General features: G+C 45.8%; 12 protein-coding genes and 2 pseudogenes. 10 read left to right on the forward strand and 4 right to left on the reverse strand.

Annotated elements, in window-relative coordinates; genetic code table 11:
* Nucleotides 1-61: 61 nt before the first annotated feature.
* From G590_RS0116865 to G590_RS0116875, 3 genes are read left to right on the forward strand one after another with little or no spacing between them, the layout of a single operon-like run.
* Nucleotides 62-1,480 carry an MBOAT family O-acyltransferase gene (locus G590_RS0116865; RefSeq protein WP_022766818.1) on the forward strand — a complete coding sequence of 473 codons (1,419 nt, stop codon included), beginning with the start codon at nt 62-64 and terminating at the stop codon, nt 1,478-1,480.
* An 8-nt stretch (nt 1,481-1,488) separates the two neighbouring features.
* The gene (locus G590_RS0116870; protein WP_022766819.1) at nt 1,489-2,976 is read left to right on the forward strand and encodes a hypothetical protein; all 1,488 of its coding nucleotides are present in this window, start codon (nt 1,489-1,491) and stop codon (nt 2,974-2,976) included.
* Nucleotides 2,977-2,996: 20 nt separating this feature from the next.
* Nucleotides 2,997-5,591, forward strand: a complete 2,595-nt coding sequence (locus tag G590_RS0116875) for a YfhO family protein (RefSeq protein WP_022766820.1) — start codon at nt 2,997-2,999, stop codon at nt 5,589-5,591.
* Here G590_RS0116875 and G590_RS0116880 read toward each other — a convergent pair.
* From G590_RS0116880 to G590_RS0116895, 4 genes are all read right to left on the reverse strand, one after another.
* A complete protein-coding gene (locus tag G590_RS0116880; RefSeq protein ID WP_022766821.1) occupies nt 5,588-6,949 on the reverse strand; it encodes an MATE family efflux transporter in 1,362 nt (453 codons plus the stop codon). The genes G590_RS0116875 and G590_RS0116880 overlap by 4 nt on opposite strands.
* Nucleotides 6,950-7,016: 67 nt before the next feature.
* Nucleotides 7,017-7,772 carry an amino acid ABC transporter ATP-binding protein gene (locus G590_RS0116885; RefSeq protein WP_022766822.1) on the reverse strand — a complete coding sequence of 252 codons (756 nt, stop codon included), beginning with the start codon at nt 7,770-7,772 and terminating at the stop codon, nt 7,017-7,019.
* A 30-nt stretch (nt 7,773-7,802) separates the two neighbouring features.
* On the reverse strand, nt 7,803-8,459 hold the full coding sequence (locus tag G590_RS0116890) for an amino acid ABC transporter permease (RefSeq protein WP_022766823.1): 657 nt from the start codon (nt 8,457-8,459) through the stop codon (nt 7,803-7,805).
* Between the two features lie 19 nt (nt 8,460-8,478).
* Complete coding sequence (locus tag G590_RS0116895; RefSeq protein ID WP_022766824.1) at nt 8,479-9,261, reverse strand: transporter substrate-binding domain-containing protein; 783 nt, start codon at nt 9,259-9,261, stop codon at nt 8,479-8,481.
* A gap of 158 nt (nt 9,262-9,419) precedes the next feature.
* Here G590_RS0116895 and G590_RS21960 point away from each other — a divergent pair.
* The 7 genes and pseudogenes from G590_RS21960 to prfB form a co-directional block, all read left to right on the forward strand.
* Nucleotides 9,420-10,022, forward strand: a pseudogene (locus G590_RS21960) (flavin reductase family protein); the annotation flags it as partial.
* 36 nt (nt 10,023-10,058) lie between these two features.
* Nucleotides 10,059-11,063 (forward strand): annotated as a pseudogene (locus tag G590_RS21965) (glycosyltransferase family 2 protein); the annotation flags it as partial.
* Nucleotides 11,064-11,106: 43 nt separating this feature from the next.
* Complete coding sequence (locus G590_RS0116905; protein WP_022766826.1) at nt 11,107-11,613, forward strand: acyl-CoA thioesterase; 507 nt, start codon at nt 11,107-11,109, stop codon at nt 11,611-11,613.
* Nucleotides 11,614-11,705: 92 nt separating this feature from the next.
* On the forward strand, nt 11,706-12,632 hold the full coding sequence (gene ptb, locus G590_RS0116910; RefSeq protein ID WP_022766827.1) for a phosphate butyryltransferase: 927 nt from the start codon (nt 11,706-11,708) through the stop codon (nt 12,630-12,632).
* Nucleotides 12,632-13,696, forward strand: a complete 1,065-nt coding sequence (gene buk / locus G590_RS0116915; RefSeq protein WP_022766828.1) for a butyrate kinase — start codon at nt 12,632-12,634, stop codon at nt 13,694-13,696. Before ptb ends, buk begins: the two co-directional genes overlap by 1 nt.
* Before the next feature lie 119 nt (nt 13,697-13,815).
* The gene (secA, locus tag G590_RS0116920) at nt 13,816-16,380 is read left to right on the forward strand and encodes a preprotein translocase subunit SecA (protein WP_022766829.1); all 2,565 of its coding nucleotides are present in this window, start codon (nt 13,816-13,818) and stop codon (nt 16,378-16,380) included.
* Between the two features lie 68 nt (nt 16,381-16,448).
* Nucleotides 16,449-17,591: a peptide chain release factor 2 gene (gene prfB / locus G590_RS0116925; protein ID WP_022766830.1), complete on the forward strand. Its 1,143-nt coding sequence runs from the start codon at nt 16,449-16,451 to the stop codon at nt 17,589-17,591.
* Nucleotides 17,592-17,708 lie beyond the last annotated feature (117 nt).

Raw genomic sequence — 17,708 nt, forward strand, 5'->3', positions numbered from 1 at the left:
GCTGCTAAAGTATAATTATGCTGTTGTTTTTTCATAATAAACTAGTGAAGGTATTTTAAATATGCAGTTTGTATCTTTTGGATTTTTGCTTCTTTTGCCGGTTGCGGCCATCGTGAATTTCATTATCCCGCGCAAGTTCAGATATATTTGGCTTCTTGTGATCAGTGCGGCTTTTTACATCAGCATTGATGTTAAGGCTGCTGCTGTTATGGCAGGAACGATTGTCATTACTTATTTTGCAGCTGTAATGATTGAGAAATTCTCCGAGGGTGCGGACAAGACCGGAACGGGAAGAACCAGGCTGATTTTTGCTCTGGCTGTGATAACAGAGGTTGCCGCCATGCTAATATTCAGAAGTGGCAAGATCCTTGGTGCGATCGGAATCTCTTTTTACATGCTTAAATCCATCGGATATCTGGCTGATGTCTATCGCGGGGACGAGAAGGCTGAGCACAATCCGCTCATGCTGGCACTCTTCGTATCCTTCTTCCCGCAGGTCATCAGCGGTCCTATAGAGAGAGCAGGAAACATGCTGCCTCAGTTTGCATATCCCGTGACAGTGGATTTTGACAGAATGAGAGACGGATTTTTGCAGATCCTCTGGGGATATTTCCTTAAGCTTGTCATCGCGGACAGGCTTGCTATCTATGTAAATAGCGTGTATCAGGCACCGGAGAATTGTCCCGGAACTATAGTCGCTATTGCTACTGTTATGTATTCTTTCGAGATCTACTGCGACTTTGCAGGATACTCGTCAATAGCCATCGGAGTTGCCAGAATACTGGGAATCGACGTGATGAAGAACTTCGACAGCCCATACATGGCCAAGTCCGTTGCGGAGTTCTGGAGAAGATGGCATATATCACTTTCAACATGGCTCAAGGACTATGTCTACATTCCGCTTGGAGGAAACAGAAAGGGAACAACCAGGAAGTATCTCAACATTATCATTGTCTTTGTTGTCAGCGGAATCTGGCACGGTTCAGCCCTTACATTCCTGGTTTGGGGACTGCTCCACGCAATTTATCAGCTCATTGGCTACATTGCAATGCCGCTCAGGGACAAGATTGTGGAAGTGCTGAAGATTGACAGAAACGGTCTTTCACACAGAACCATCAAGACGATCATCACTTTCTTCTTTGTGAATCTGGCATGGATATTCTTCAGGGCGCCTTCCCTGGAGCAGGCTTTTGTTATCATTAAAAAGAGCTTTGAATTTACCCCATGGATATTCACCGATAAGTCACTGTATAACTATGGCCTTAGCGTGAGCAGCTTCAATGTAGGCATGATCGGTATTATCCTGCTGATAGCAATGGATATTCTGAACTTTAATGACATTGAGATCAGAGAGAGGATTATCGGACAGAGTATCTGGTACCGTTGGATAATCATGATAGGAGCCATTCTGGCAATTCTTATTTTTGGAATATGGGGCGCAGGATACAATGCGTCAAGCTTTATATATCAACAGTTCTGAGGGATAACATGAAGATTAAGATTTCAAGCATTATAAAAACAGCAGCTTTCCTGTGCGCGACAGTGGCATGCGTGTTTGCAGCATCAATCGTGCTTCGCAGCAAGGACAGCGATTTTAAGTACAAAGACTTTTTTGAAAAAGCGGATCAGATCGACGTTCTGTTCATGGGTTCTTCTCATGTTATCAACGCTCTCAATCCGGCTGTTCTGTATGAACAGTACGGCATCACATCTTACAACATGGGCGGACACGGCTCAGTCATGCAGGCTACTTACTGGGAGCTCATCGAGGCACTCCAGTACAGCAATCCCAAGTGCGTGGTAGTGGATTCATACATGCTTCAGAAGGACTATCAGTATCTGGATGTAATGGATGAGAGCTATTCCGATGATGACAGACAGAGTTCAATTTCGCAGCTTCACTTAAACCTGGACTGCTGGCCTTTGGACAAGCTCAAGATCGCTATTGTGAAAGACCTTATACAGGACCCTGAGATTCAGAAGCAGTTCCTTGCGGATTTCTATGTATATCATAACAGGTGGGAAGAGCTGGGAAGCAATGACTACAAGGCTCTTTTCGGTAATGAGGACAGGAACAATCTCTTTGGTGCAGAGATGCGTTACGGCATCGAGCTTGCTCCCGGGATATATCCGGAACCTGCAGACAAGAACGGCCTTGGCGGACACACTGTAGGAGAGGAATATCTTCGCAAGATAATCGATGAGTGTCAGCGCAGGGGAATAGACATCTATGTGACTTTCCTTACCTGCAGTGCTACCACTGATGATAAAAGAGCTATCGACAGCGCGCAGATCATCTGCGATCAGTATGGAGTTCCCTTTGTAAACATGCAGGAGATGGGCGTTGTTGATCTGTATACGGATCTCAATGACCCCGGACATATGAATGCACTGGGTTCAATCAAGGCAACAGAATGCATCGGAGCTTTGATCGCTGAGTCCGGTGATCTTCCGGATCACAGGGGCGATGCTGCTTACAGTGACTGGGAGAAAGGTGCTGAGTCATTCCGCAGTAGCATCTATGACATGGAGGTCGGTTCAGACAGTATTTATCAGCAGCTGGACTACCTTACTCAGAATGACGTGAGCATGATCCTCTATATCAACGAAGGATCACAGGCCTTTGGAGACAACCAGATGCAGAGGCTGATCCATAACTTTACCGTGACTCCCAAGATATATCATACTGACGGACCCTACATTCTTATCAATGATGTGGCATCAGGTCAGATATATGAGGCCAGTGGAAGCGAGATGCTCGATCACGTCAGCACGAGTCTTGGTACTTTACACTACGAGCCTGTGGAGCACCTGTTCAGATTCCTGTACGCCGAGGAAGACCCCGAGACCAACTTCCTCTATGATGACTCCAAGTCTGATTATGACATTCAGATAATCACCTATGACAATGAGACCGGAGAGGTGCTGAGCCACAACTACTACAAGTCATACGGCAGTAACTATACGAAAGGATAAACTGAGAAGCAATTACAGATATGTCTAACAAAGCTAAGATCTTTTTACAATACGTAATATATACGCTGGTTTTTATACTTGTTTCTTATATGGTTTTCAGATTTTTCCCTGAGAATAATAAGTTTCTTATAAACCACGCAGATACATGGAGACAGTATATTAAGGCTGTTGCCTACAACTCCAAGTGGATGCGCGGTGTTATTTACCATCTGTTCAGGGAAAAGAGCCTTTCATTGCAGACACTTTCTTACGGAATGGGCTACGGCAATGATATTTATCCGACACTTCAGTATTACGCCATCGGTGATATCCTGAATATCCCTTCGGTATTTGTAAAGGCTGAGTACATCTATGTTTATATCCAGGTCACAACTGTTTTAAGGCCCTATTTGGCCGGAATAGCCATCTCTTTGTACCTTAAGTATGTAAGACCTGAGCTGTCCTGGATTTCCGTAATGTGTGGCATGCTCACATATTCTTTCGGTACATATTTTATGTACTACGGAACATGGCATCCGTACTTTGCCAATCCTCTTATCTACTTCCCACTGATCCTTCTGGGAGCAGAGAAGATCTTCAGGGAAAAGAGACCGCTCACCTTTATAGTGGCTGTTTTCCTTTCCGGCATAAACAATTTCTTTTTCTTTTATGTGATAGTTCTTTTGACAGTGATCTACTGTATTGTCAGAGCAATCTTCATTTATGGGAAGAATATCTCAGAGATGCTCAGGACCATAGGAACATTTCTGCTTGGCGGAGTCATAGGCGCTATGATGTCGATGATCGTTCTGCTTCCGGTCCTGTTTGCATTTATGCATAATTCCAGGTCTGAACAGGATATTCAGATCCCGGTGCTTTATTCTGCAGAATATTACAAAGAGCTGGCGGCCAATCTTGTATCGTTTGTGGTCCACGGTGAGGCAGAGACACAGCTTGGATTCACAATACTTATCATACCGGCAATGCTCTTTATACTGTTTAAGGCATTTACGGATAAGAGAGACAGGCAGGCGTCTGTTTTCATGGCTCTGTTGGCAGCTTTTCTGTGTATTCCTTACGCCGGATATGTGTTTGCGGGATTTGCATTTGTATCAAACAGATGGACCTTCTCCTGTGCGCTTTTTGCCGGATATGCCATGGCGGTATTTACGGATGATCTTGTAAGGACTTTGATGACAAAGCTATCTTTCAAATTCAAGAACGCCGTTATCACACTTTCACAGGTTGTTGTTCTTGCTCTGACGATCTGTCTTATCGGCAGAAATGCTTATGCCGGATACTCTCCCGAGGCGGGCAATATGGTGGGAGATTTTATAGACAAGACCACAACTGAGGATATGTATATGCAGCTTCAGAGCACCGAAGTTCAGGTCGTGGAGGAAGCTGCTGCCCAGGATGGCCTCGATGTTGTGAATGACTTCTACAGATACAGCGGACGCAATCTTATATGGAATGCATCACTTCTGGATGGTATCTGCTCGACTCAGTTCTTCTGGTCACTGGATGACAGGGGAGTGTCGGATTATATCAGAGATATGGGGGTCAACGATCAGGAGAGCCATGCGTATTTCGCCCTTGATGACAGAGCTATTTTAAATCTCATGGGCGGTGTAAACTACTTCTCCCTGAGATTTAACACCCCTGAGGAGAGAGCTTTCGTTCCCTACGGATACTGGGAAGACTACGACAAATACAACTTCGCAATATTTAAATGCGGCAAGGCTCTGCCTTACGGTGCGACTTGCAACAAGGTAATCCCGAGATCGGATTTTGAGAAAATGTCAGTGGTGCAGAGGCAGGAAGCACTTCTTTACGGAATAGTTCTTGATGACAAGGATGCAGAGAGCTTTGAGAAGGCTGATCCGGTATTTACTTCATCTTCAGCTGATTACAAAATTACATCCTCTGAGGGAATAGAGTTTTTGGAGAACGGCTTCAAAGCTGAAGACGGCAGCAGCATGACGCTTGAGTTTGAAGGACGTGAGAACGCAGAGAGTTATCTGTTTTTTGGGAATCTGCATATAGATGATTGTGAGAGTGTTGTTTCACTTAATGTTTCAACACAGCTCTCTGACGGAACCGAGATAAATAAGAGGCTGGATTATCAGTCAACCAAATCCCAGAACTACAGCGGATGGCATGACTATATCATCAATATGGGATACAGTGAGCAGGCCAAGAGCTATTACACCGTAACATTTGGCAAGGGCACTTATACCTACGATTCAATGGAGGTACTGTTCCAGCCGCTTGATAACCTGGATGAGAGACTGACTTCTTTCACACAGAACACACTGGAGAATCTTGATCTTCACAAGAATCCGATCAGCTTTGCAACAAACAGGATTACAGGTGATATCAATCTTGAGGAATCCAAACTGCTGCTTTTGTCAACGCCATACTTAAGTGGCTGGACTGCTTATGTTGACGGCGAAAAGACAGAACTCCTCAGAGCCAACACGATGTTTACGGCACTTCCTTTGTCGGAAGGATATCATGAGATAGAGCTTAAGTACCATACACCGGGGCTACTGGCAGGATTTATCCTGTTTATTCTCGGCATAGCGCTGACAGTAGTGGTAACACGCATGTACAGCGGAAAAGGACGTCATTAAGACGTCCCTTTTTTTATAAGTTTATATCTGATCAGATAGTAGCTCACTTCCACCAGGCAGCAGCTCATCCAGCCTACCGGGTATCCGAAGCCTACAAGCTTTGGAGTGTTGGATATATAGTGAGTCAGGATGTATAGATAAGTCTGTCTCAGAACAACAAAGGTTGAGATCATTATTATCATCGGCCCCGTTGAATCGCCCCGGCCCCTAAGACTGCTGGCCAGCGTATGGTTTACGCAGTTGAACATCAGGAAAAAGACATTTGTATGTATAAAGAGTGCTCCGTAATCGATAACGGCCTGTTCTGCTGAAAACATTCTGATGGCAGGCCTTGCGAAGATATACAGAAGAAATGCAATGAAACCTGTTGTAACAACGCCCATCAGGATAACAGTTCTGGTTCCTTCTTCAGCTCTTTTGACCTTGCCTGCCCCGATGTTCTGGCTTACGAAAGTGGTGGCGGCCATGGCCATGCTCTGCAGAGGGAGCATGATGAAGGAGTCAAGCTTGTTGTAACTGCTCCAGCCTGCCATGCAGTCCGAACCGAAGTAGTTGATGTAGGACTGGACAAAGATATTTGAAAAGGCCGTGATGACCGACTGGATTCCGGTTGGAAGTCCGATGATTATGATCATCTTCATGGTTTCGGGATCGATCTTTAGATCTGATATTGTCAGCTTATAGATATCATCGGTCTTTAGCAGAAGCCACAGTATAAGCGCAGCTGAGATGAACTGGGAGATGATGGTCGCATAGGCAACACCCTCAATCCCGAAGTGAAATGCCTTTACAAAAACCAGATCCAGTATGATGTTCATGATACTGGTCAGGATCAGCAGGAACAGGGGCCTTATGGTATCGCCGACAGCCCTGAGTATTCCGCTTCCCATGTTGTATATGAGAAGTCCCGTGATTCCGGCAAAATAGATCGTAAGATAAGTGGATGCGTCTGCAAAGACATCATCGGGAGTAGCCATGAACCTGAGCATAGGGCCGACACCTTTGATACCGATGAAAGTAAATGCCACGCAGAATATAAAGGTCGCAGCCATGGTGGTCTCGATTGCCACATGGAGGCGGTCAATCTCTTTTGCTCCGAAGAATCTTGAGATAACTACGCTGGCACCCACCGAGAAGCCGTTAAAAAAGAACACCAGCATATTGATGATCATGGTCGTAGAGCCTACGGCAGCCAGTGCCTGGGTAGAGACGTAGTTGCCGACCACGATCGAATCCACGGTGTTGTACAGCATCTGGAATATGTTCCCGAACATCAACGGGAGCGAAAACAGAAGTATTTGTTTTATGATTGAACCGCTTGTCATATCTCTTGCGGTCGAGCTTTTTGCACCTGACATGATTTTTCATTTACCTCTCTCATATAAGATTATAGCAGTAAAGAAGAATCTTTACAGGCGACCTTGGTTACCTGTCATTTAAGCTTGACAGGAACTGCTTCGTACGTTCCTCTTTTGGGTTGTTAATAAGCTCTTTTGCAGGACCCTGCTCGAGAATAATACCGTTGTCCATGAAGATGGCGATATCTGCCACATCTCGCGCAAAGGCCATCTCGTGGGTTACGATTATCATGGTTGTATGACGACTCGCAAGTTCCCTGATCACGCGGAGAACTTCACCCGTAAGCTCGGGATCCAGAGCTGAAGTCGGCTCATCAAAGCACAGAATATCAGGCTCCATGGCCAGCGCTCTCGCGATAGCCACGCGCTGCTGCTGACCGCCCGAGAGCTGATGAGGATAGTTGTTCATCCTGTCTGATAGTCCCATCTCTGCCAGAAGCTCTTTTCCCTTTTCTATTATCGAATCCTTCATTGAAGCATCTGAATGAAGGATGGGTGCAAGAGTTACGTTTTCAAGGGCGGTGTACTGCGGGAACAGATTAAACTGCTGGAATACCAGTCCGAAGTGCTTTCTGTTCTCGCGAAGAGTCTTTGGATCTGTTATGGGATTGGCGCCGTCGAGAAGCTGTTTGCCACGGACGGTGATAGTACCTTCATCCGGAGTCTCAAGGAAATTCAGGCACCTCAGGAGCGTGGTCTTACCGCTTCCCGAGGAACCGATTATTGACAGAGTCTGTCCTTCCTCCAGGTCAAAGCTGATGTCCTTTAAAACCTCTGTGTTTTCAAAATTCTTTTTTATATTCTTAACTTCTAAGATAGGCATATTGTTTTTTCCAGTCTAAGCTTTAATTCTTTACCTGAAATAATCCAGTTTCTTTTCAATCCTGTTAAAGAGAATTGATAAGAGTCCGCTGAAGATCAGATAGAAGGCACCTGTGTAAAACAGAGGCCAGATTATTCCGCTGCTCTTGATGAAAGCCTGGCCGTTCCAGATGATCTCGTATACCGCGATTACTCTGGCCAGAGATGTGTCTTTTACCAGAGTGATGATCTCGTTGGAGATTGGAGGAACGATCCTCTTGATCAGCTGGAGCATTGTGATCTTAAAGAAAATCTGGCTTCGGCTCATACCAAGGACCTTGCCGGCTTCTCTCTGACCTACAGGGATGGACTGTATTCCGCCTCTGTAGATCTCAGAAAAATAGCAGGCATAGTTGATGACAAATGCGATCAGCGCCGCGATGAATCTTCCGCTGTTGTCGGTTCCCCAGACATTGATCCCAAGGAATATTCCGGGACCGTAATAAATTACGAGGAGCTGCAGCATGAGCGGCGTTCCGCGGATGATCCATATTATCAGCCTTATGGGGTATTTGATTAGTTTGACCTTGCTCCTTGAGCAGAGGCATATAAACAGTCCCAGAGGCAGGGAGAACAGAAGTGTAAGGCAAAAGAGCTTTAATGTTCCCCAAAAGCCTATCAAAAGGGACTCGGTTACAGTCCAAAACATCAGTTATTTTACTCCTTGATCATGGTGCGATTACAGCATCCTGTACGCCGTAGGTTGTAGCGATTGCTGTTGTTGTTCCGTCTTTGTAGTAAGCAGAAAGCTGGTCGTTAATGTATGCAGCGAGGTCTGAACCCTTGCGGCAGCCGATGCCGTACTCCTCGGTTGTGAGCTCTGCTGTGTGTGCAAGGTCAGGGTAGCTGGTGCCCTCGCCGATCATTGCACCGGCCATCAGAAGGTCGATGATGCATGCCTCAGATGTTCCTGCGTCAACTTCCATGACAGCATCAGCCTGTGACTGAAGTGATGTGAAGTTATAACCGTTATCCTGAGCAGCAGCTTCTCCTGCTGAACCTGCCTCTACCGCAAAGCTTAAGGCTTTAACGGAATCCGCATCCTGATACTGATCTGCAACGGCAGCAGGAACAACGACTACCTGGGCGTTGTTAAGGTAAGGCTTTGTGCACTCCATTGAGTTCTTGACTTCATCTGTAAGAGTCATTCCGTTCCATACAACGTCGATGGACTTGTTGTTGAGCTCAAGAATCTTGTTGTCCCAGTCGATCTCGACAAATTCAACGTTTACACCGAGAGACTCACCAACTTTGTTGGCAAGGTCAGCATCAAAGCCGATCCAGTTTCCGTTGTCGTCTTTATAATCCATGGGAGCAAAGTCTGTGATTCCTACGATCAGTGTTCCCTTGTTTTTGATATAGTCAAGGTCGCTCTCAGCTGACTTTGATCCGCAGGCTGTGAGCGAAAGCAGAGCGGTCATGAGTAATGTTGCAAGTATTTTCTTTTTCATATCATCTCTCCTCATTGTGTTTGATTGATTTTTTTTAAGCATATTCAATACTTTATCACACTACCATACTAAATTGCAAGGCTATTTATATTAAGGCGATGATGTTTTAAAATATTGGTATAAATTTGAAAAGGAATACTGAGTTAATGAGTGATAATATGTCAAAAGAAATCTGGAAGCCCGGGAACATGCTCTACCCGATTCCTGCTGTGATGGTAAGCTGTGGCAGGGAGGGTGAGAAGCCCAATATCATAACCGTTGCATGGGCAGGAAACGTCTGCTCATCGCCTGCGATGCTCTCCATATCTGTCCGCAAGGAGCGCTATTCCTATGATATTCTTAAGGAGACCGGAGAGTTTGTGGTAAACCTCACGAACCGCGATCTTATGCGTGCAACGGACTGGTGCGGAGTAAGGTCAGGGCGTGACTATGACAAATTTAAGGAGATGGGACTTACGCCGCAGAAGTCGCAGATGATAAGTGCTCCCGGAATCCTTGAGAGTCCTGTCAATATCGAGTGCAGGACCAAACAGATACTGGAGCTTGGAAGCCACGACATGTTTGTGGCTGAGGTTCTCTGTGTCACGGTAGATACCAGATATATGGATGAGAAAAAGAGATTTGACCTTCGGGCAGCAGATCTCATAGCTTATTCTCACGGCGAGTATTTTACCCTCGGAGAGAAGATAGGCAAGTTTGGCATCAGCGTCGCCAAAAAGCCGCAGGAATGCTACAATAACAGTAATAAAAAACCCAGAAAGGGCGGAAAAAACGTGGCAAAGATCAGCATAATAATTCCCGTATACAACACAGCTGAATATCTTGATAAGTGCATGGAAGGTGTGCTTGCACAGACATTTTCCGACATAGAGATAATGCTTGTGGATGATGGGTCCACAGACGGCATTTCTCCTGCTATGTGTGACACCTTTGGAAAGCGCGACACAAGAGTCAGAGTCATACACAAGAAAAACGGAGGGCTCCAGTCTGCATGGATAGCAGGTCTCACAGAGTCCACTGCAAACTATATTACTTTCATCGACAGCGATGACTGGATAGATACTGATATGTGTGAGAAGCTGTATGCTCAGACCGACAGCTCTTTTGCCGAAAGTGAAGTGATCGCTGCCAACTATATCGTGGAGAAGGCGGGAGAGAGACGCAGGGAAACACAGGGACTGGAGCCCGGCGTTTACACGGGTTCTGCTCTCGATGAGATCAGAAGAAATCTTCTTGGCAATGAAGTAAGACCCATAACCATGTCAAGGTGCATGAAGCTCATCTCCAGAAAGCTTCTTTTGGACAACATCAAATACTGCGATCCGACAATCGTCATGAGTGAGGACGTAAACATAATGCTGCCTGTCTTCTGCGACTGCAAGAGGCTTGTAATTATGAAAGGGTCATACTTTTATCATTACAGGACCTTGTGGGATTCCATGAGCCATGACTACAATCCCAAGCTCCTCAAGAATCTGGAGCTCACAGACAAGACCTTCAGAGATATCCTGTGGGACAAAAATGTTCTTAACGCCGATGCTCAGATGGACAGAGAGTTTGTGGTAATGCTTCTGGTTGTGATGAAGAACGCACTGCGCTCAGGCAGGAAGGATACGCTTTCTCTGGTAAAAGAGATTTTCCTTAAGCCGGAGACCAAAAAGAAGATAGATAATACTACTGTTAATTTAAATTCCAAGGCAAACAAGCTGCTGTACTTTACAATGAAGCATCCGAATATCGTTACGGTTTCATTTATGAAGGCCGTCATTAATTACTATGACAAAAAGACTAATCAGCCTTGAAATATGATAAAATTGATATATTAAATCCTTAGGAGGAATGCGTATGGGTAAGGTTTTTCATGTTGATCACCAGATAGCCAACAAGAACGTGGAGGATTCCATAACTGAGTGCACCAAGGTGGTCAAATACTCGGACATCAACAGCGAGAACAGACTCTTCGGAGGACAGCTCATGTCCTGGATAGATGAGGTGGCAGGTATAGTTGCCGTTAGACATTCAGGCAATCCTGTTGCCACAGCAGCCGTTGACAACATGCAGTTCAAGCAGGGAGCCAAGCTCGATGACATCATTGTTATCATCGGCAAGCTCACACACGTTGGCAAGACATCAATGGAAGTCCGCGTGGATACTTATGTTGAGGATCGTAGGAACGGAATGAGACATATCATGAACAGGGCATATTTCACAGAGGTATGCATCGATGAGGATGATACTCCCGTACTTGTTCCTTATGGCCTGAACGTTCGCACAGAGAATGAGAAGGCAGAGTGGGAAGGCGCTGAGAAGAGGCGCGAACTAAGAAGACAGCGCAGGATGGAAGGTTTCTAAAACTTAATAAAGCTCGTTGCATTATCGGATTGATAGTGTTAAAATTTTATCACATGGCGTTTTCAATTTAATAGTTTGGAGGTTATTCCGCAATGAGTAAGAATTTTGATGACATTTTAGCTAAGCTTAAGACAGCTGAAACCAAGAAGATGTCTGTAGCTGTAGCTCAGGACACACACGTTCTGGAAGCTGTTAAGGTAGCCAAGGAGAGAGGCATTGTTGAGCCTATCCTTGTAGGTGACATTGACAAGATCAAGGAGAAGGCAGCAGAAGTTAACATGAGTCTCGATGGATACGAGATCATCGATGTTAAGGATGATATTGAGGCTGCACGTACTGCTGTTTCACTGGTTCACGACGGCAAGGCTGACATTTACATGAAGGGTGCTCTTGAGTCCAAGGATTTCCTTAAGAGCGTTCTTGACAAGGAAGTAGGACTTAGAACAGGTCGTCCTCTTTCACATGTTTGTGTATTTGAGATTCCCGGTATTGACCGTCTTCTTTTCCTTACAGACGTTGCTTTCATGCCATATCCTACACTTGAGGATAAAAAGGTCATCATTGAATATACAGTAGAAGTAGCCAGAGCATGCGGAGTTGAGTGCCCTAAGGTAGCTCCTCTTGCAGCAGTAGAAGTTGTTAACCCCAAGATGCCTGTTACAGTTGAGGCAGCTGAGCTCACCAGAATGAATGAAGAGGGTGAGATCAAGAACTGCATCGTTGACGGACCTCTTTCAATGGATCTTGCTATCGATCCTGAGGCAGCCAAGCACAAGGCAGGCGCTCTTGATCGTAAGATCGTAGGTGATGCTGATATCCTTCTTTTCCCTGATATCCACGCAGGAAACCTTACATACAAGACAATCGTACGTCTTGCAACAGTTAAGAACGGTAACATCCTTACAGGAACCAAGGCACCTGTTATCCTTACATCAAGATCTGATTCTGTAGAGGTTAAGGTTAATTCAATAGCTCTTGCTGCAGTTGTAGCAGAGGATAAGAAGAAAGGGGTACTGTAATGATAAAGAGTTTGATCATCAATCCCGGTTCAACATCAACCAAGATCGGTATCTTCGAGGACGAGACCCTGACCAAGGAAGAGACTCTTCGTCACAGCACAGAAGAGATCGAGTCCTATGCATCAATCATTGATCAGAAGGACTTCCGTAAGAATATCATCCTTGATTTCCTTAAAAAGGAAGACATCGATATAAAGAGCTTTAACGTAATCGTAGGAAGAGGCGGACTTCTTCGTCCCATTCCCGGCGGTACATACGAGTGCACAGATGCACTTTTAGAGGACCTTCGTAAGGGCGTTCAGGGACAGCATGCATCTAACCTCGGCGGAATCCTCGCAAGAGAGATCGGTGACGAGATCGGTGTTCCTTCATTCATCGTTGACCCCGTTGTAGTTGACGAGATGGAGCCCGTTGCAAGAATTTCAGGTGTACCTGAGATTGAGCGTGTATCAATCGACCATCCTCTTAACCAGAAGGCTGTTGCCAGAAGATATGCCAAGGAGATCGGCAAGAAATATGACGAGATCAGCGTAATCGTTGTTCACATGGGCGGAGGTACATCAACCGGCGTTCACAAGAACGGCAAGATGATCGACGTTTATGCAGCTCTTAACGGAGACGGTGCTTTCTCACCTGAGAGAGCTAACGGTATTCCTGCCAAGGCACTTGTAGACATGTGCTTCTCAGGCAAGTATACATACGATGAGATGAAAAAGAAGATCGTTGGTTACGGCGGACTTAACGCATACCTTGGAACCAACGACATGAGAGAAGTTAACAAGATGTGCGAAGAGGGTGATGAGAAGGCTAACCTCATCCGTGACGCATTCATCTATCAGATCTGCAAGAACATCGGAGCATGTGCTACAGTTCTCAAGGGTAAGGTTGACCAGATCATCCTTACAGGCGGAATCGCTTATGGCCAGGTTATCACTGATGCCATCAAGGACAGAGTAGACTGGATCGCTCCTGTAACTGTATATCCTGGTGAGGATGAGCTTCTTGCTCTTGCACAGGGTGCCCTTCGTGTACTTAACGGCGAAGAGAAGGCTCAGACATACTAATTTCTCAGTAAACAACAGGCGCTGTCGGCATTTGCCGACAGCGTTTTTTTGTGCTACAATGTCCTTTGGACTTTGTCTATTATAAAGGGATTAGTATGCCCTTTTTTAGGAGATAAGATATGAGTATTATTGATAAGATCATTGGAACACATTCTCAGAGGGAGCTTCGCAGGATCAACCCTACAGTAGATGCTATCGAAGCTTTTAGACCGACAATGCAGGCTCTTTCAGACGAGGAGCTTAGAGCTAAGACAGATGAGTTTAAAAAGAGACTTGCAGATGGTGAGACTCTTGATGATATCATGCCGGAGGCATATGCCGTTGTGCGTGAAGCAGCCAAGAGAGTTCTGGGAATGGAGCACTTCAGGGTTCAGCTTATAGGTGGAGTTATCCTGCACCAGGGCCGAATTGCCGAGATGAAAACCGGTGAAGGTAAGACCCTTGTGGCTACACTTCCTTCATATCTTGAAGCTCTGACAGGTAAGGGCGTTCACGTTGTCACAGTCAACGATTACCTGGCAAAGCGTGATGCTGACCAGATGGGACAGGTACACAGATTTTTGGGACTCACCGTTGGATGCGTGCTTAACAGCATGACCAGCGAGGAGAGAAAGGCAGCCTACAACTGCGACATCACATACGTTACCAACAACGAACTTGGATTTGACTACCTTCGTGATAACATGGCAATCTACAAGGAACAGTGCGTTCAGAGAGGTCTTAACTACTGTATCATCGACGAGGTGGATTCAATCCTTATCGATGAAGCCCGTACACCTCTTATTATTTCAGGTCAGTCAGATAAGTCTACCAAGCTCTATGAAGCCTGCGACATTCTGGCTAAGCAGATGACACGTGGTGAGGACATGGAAGAGCTCACCAAGATGGATGCCATCATGGGCGTAGAGAGAGAAGAGACCGGTGATTTCATCGTCAATGAGAAGGACAAGATCGTCAACCTAACCGCGCAGGGTGTTGCCAAGGTTGAGAGATTCTTCCGTATAGAGAACCTTGCTGATCCCGAGAACCTTGAGATCCAGCACAACATAATTCTTGCTCTTCGTGCCAACAACCTTATGTTCAAGGATCACGACTACATCGTTAAGGATGATGAAGTACTTATCGTCGATGAGTTCACAGGTCGTGTAATGCCGGGACGTCGTTATTCGGACGGCCTTCATCAGGCTATCGAGGCCAAGGAGCACGTTAAGGTTAAGAGAGAGTCCAAGACTCTTGCGACCATTACATTCCAGAACTTCTTCAACAAGTTTGACAAGAAGTGCGGAATGACAGGTACTGCCCTCACAGAGGAGCAGGAGTTCCGTGATATCTACGGAATGGACGTTATTGAGATTCCTACAAACAAACCTGTACAGAGAAAAGACCATCAGGATGCTGTTTACAAGACCAGAAAAGAGAAGCTTAACGCTATCTGTGATGCAGTTGCAGAGTCCCATGCAAAGGGACAGCCTGTACTGGTTGGTACTATCACAATCGAGTCTTCGGAAGAACTCTCCAGAATGCTCAAAAAGAGAGGCATCCAGCACAACGTCTTAAATGCCAAGTTCCATGAACTTGAGGCTGAAATTGTAGCTGATGCAGGTAAGCACGGTGCTGTTACCATCGCCACCAACATGGCCGGCCGTGGTACAGATATCAAACTTGATGATGAAGCAAGAGCAGCCGGCGGACTTAAGATCATCGGTACAGAGAGACATGAGTCAAGACGTATCGACAATCAGCTCCGTGGACGTTCAGGCCGTCAGGGAGATCCCGGTGAGTCCAAGTTCTACCTTTCACTTGAAGACAACCTCATGAGACTCTTTGGTTCAGAGAGACTCATTTCAATGTTCAATGCACTCAAGATTCCGGATGGACAGGAAATTGAGCACTCATCTCTTTCAAAGGCTATCGAATCAGCGCAGAAGAAGATCGAGTCCAACAACTATGCAATCCGTAAGAACCTTCTTGAGTATGACCAGGTTAATAATGAGCAGAGAGAGATTATCTATGCAGAGCGTAAGAAGGTTCTGGATGGTGTATCCATGCGTGATTCCATCTACAAGATGATCACAGACATTGTGGAGTCTTCAGTTGAGACAGTTGTTGGAGAGGAGAACGATCCTGATAACTGGAATATCGCAGAGCTCAACGAGCTTTTGCTTCCAACAGTTCCGCTTAAGAAGATAACCAGAGGAAGAATCGACAACCTTACTAAGGCAGGCCTTTTACAGCAGCTTAAGGGAGAGGCAGTCAAGCTTTACGAGTCTAAGGAAGCAGAATTCCCTGAGCCTGAGACCATCCGTGAGATCGAGCGTGTCATCCTTCTTAAAGTTATCGACAGAAAGTGGATGGATCACATCGATGATATGGATCAGCTTCGCCAGGGTATCGGACTTCAGTCATATGCCCAGAGAGATCCTAAGCTTGAGTACAAGCTTGCAGGCTATGAGATGTTCGATGACATGACCAGGAACATCGAAGAGGATACAGTAAGACTTCTGTTCCACGTTCACATCGAAGAGAGAGTAGAGCGTGAGCAGGTTGCCAAGGTTACCGGTACCAACAAGGATGATTCCGCGCCCAAGGCACCTATCAAGAGAGCCGAAGCCAAGATTTATCCCAACGATCCATGTCCATGCGGAAGCGGCAAGAAATACAAGAACTGCCACGGAAGGGCATGAGCGATATAAGGAATGAGTTTATTCAATCCCGGATATTGTGAATCTATATATGTTTTAAGGAGATAATAATGGTAGTTTTAGATCAGATGAAGGTTGAGATCCAGAACCTTCAGGATACACTTAAGGAAGTTACGGCTTCTCTGGACCTTGATACAAAGAAAAAGATCATTGAGGAGCTTTCACGTGAGATGGAAGAGCCGGGCTTCTGGGACAATGCCGAGAAGGCCAACAAGAAGACCAAGGACCTCAAGAACATGCAGGACCTTGTTGAGAATATCGAGCACCTCAACACACAGTACGGCGATATCATCGACCTCATCGACATGCAGAATGCAGAAGGTGTCGATGATGAGGATATGGCAGCTGAGATCAGAGCTGAGCTCGATGATTTCGAGAAAACTCTTGAGGATATCCGTATCAGCAACCTTCTCAACGGACCTTATGACAAATATGACGTAATCCTTCGTCTTAACGCCGGAGCAGGCGGAACAGAGGCTTGTGACTGGGCAAGTATGCTTTATCGTATGTACACAAGATGGGCAGAGAGAAAGGGATTTACAATTGAGACTCTCGACCTTCTTGACGGTGATGAGGCAGGAATCAAGTCAGTTACTTTCCAGATCTCAGGAACCAATGCATACGGACTTCTTAAGTCAGAGCACGGTGTACACAGACTTGTACGTATCAGTCCTTTCAATGCTCAGGCCAAGCGTCAGACATCCTTCGTATCCTGCGATGTAATGCCTGATATCGAAGAGGATCTTGATATTGACATCAATCCTGATGATCTTCGTATTGATACATACAGATCAAGTGGTGCCGGCGGACAGCACATCAACAAGACTTCATCCGCTGTTCGTATCACACATATTCCTACAGGTGTTGTAGTTGCCTGCCAGAATGAGCGTTCACAGTTCCAGAACAAGGACAAGGCTATGCAGATGCTCAAAGCCAAGCTCTTTGTCATGAAGCAGGAAGAACAGGCAGCCAAGCTCGCAGGAATCCGTGGCGATGTCATGGATAATGCATGGGGCAGCCAGATCAGATCATATGTACTTCAGCCATATACAATGGTCAACGATACACGTACAGGTTACAAGGCATCCAATGCTGACGGAGTACTTGACGGAGATCTTGATCAGTTCATTAACGCATATCTTAAGTGGCTTGCAACAGGCGGTAAGCCCGTTGGAGAGACAGAAGAGGCTTAAGGGTAAGGGTGAACCATGCCGACAGACTCGAAATTCGCTGCGCGAATTCCTCGTTGTCGCGGCGTTCGCCGTATGAATAAAAACAAAAAGACATCAGAATGTGAGTAAACTCCCATC

It is taken from the genome of Butyrivibrio sp. XPD2006 (assembly GCF_000420865.1).
Lineage (GTDB): Bacteria > Bacillota > Clostridia > Lachnospirales > Lachnospiraceae > Butyrivibrio.

What these genes read in the sequence shown, in the direction of transcription:
- G590_RS0116865 (WP_022766818.1), top strand. Translation starts at nt 62, where the DNA reads ATGCAGTTTGTATCTTTTGGATTTTTGCTTCTTTTGCCGGTTGCGGCC.
- G590_RS0116905 (WP_022766826.1), top strand. Translation starts at nt 11,107, where the DNA reads ATGGGTAAGGTTTTTCATGTTGATCACCAGATAGCCAACAAGAACGTG.
- G590_RS0116885 (WP_022766822.1), bottom strand. Translation starts at nt 7,772, where the DNA reads ATGCCTATCTTAGAAGTTAAGAATATAAAAAAGAATTTTGAAAACACA.
- secA (WP_022766829.1), top strand. Translation starts at nt 13,816, where the DNA reads ATGAGTATTATTGATAAGATCATTGGAACACATTCTCAGAGGGAGCTT.
- G590_RS0116870 (WP_022766819.1), top strand. Translation starts at nt 1,489, where the DNA reads ATGAAGATTAAGATTTCAAGCATTATAAAAACAGCAGCTTTCCTGTGC.
- G590_RS0116880 (WP_022766821.1), bottom strand. Translation starts at nt 6,949, where the DNA reads ATGTCAGGTGCAAAAAGCTCGACCGCAAGAGATATGACAAGCGGTTCA.
- G590_RS0116895 (WP_022766824.1), bottom strand. Translation starts at nt 9,261, where the DNA reads ATGAAAAAGAAAATACTTGCAACATTACTCATGACCGCTCTGCTTTCG.
- prfB (WP_022766830.1), top strand. Translation starts at nt 16,449, where the DNA reads ATGGTAGTTTTAGATCAGATGAAGGTTGAGATCCAGAACCTTCAGGAT.
- ptb (WP_022766827.1), top strand. Translation starts at nt 11,706, where the DNA reads ATGAGTAAGAATTTTGATGACATTTTAGCTAAGCTTAAGACAGCTGAA.
- G590_RS0116890 (WP_022766823.1), bottom strand. Translation starts at nt 8,459, where the DNA reads ATGTTTTGGACTGTAACCGAGTCCCTTTTGATAGGCTTTTGGGGAACA.
- G590_RS0116875 (WP_022766820.1), top strand. Translation starts at nt 2,997, where the DNA reads ATGTCTAACAAAGCTAAGATCTTTTTACAATACGTAATATATACGCTG.
- buk (WP_022766828.1), top strand. Translation starts at nt 12,632, where the DNA reads ATGATAAAGAGTTTGATCATCAATCCCGGTTCAACATCAACCAAGATC.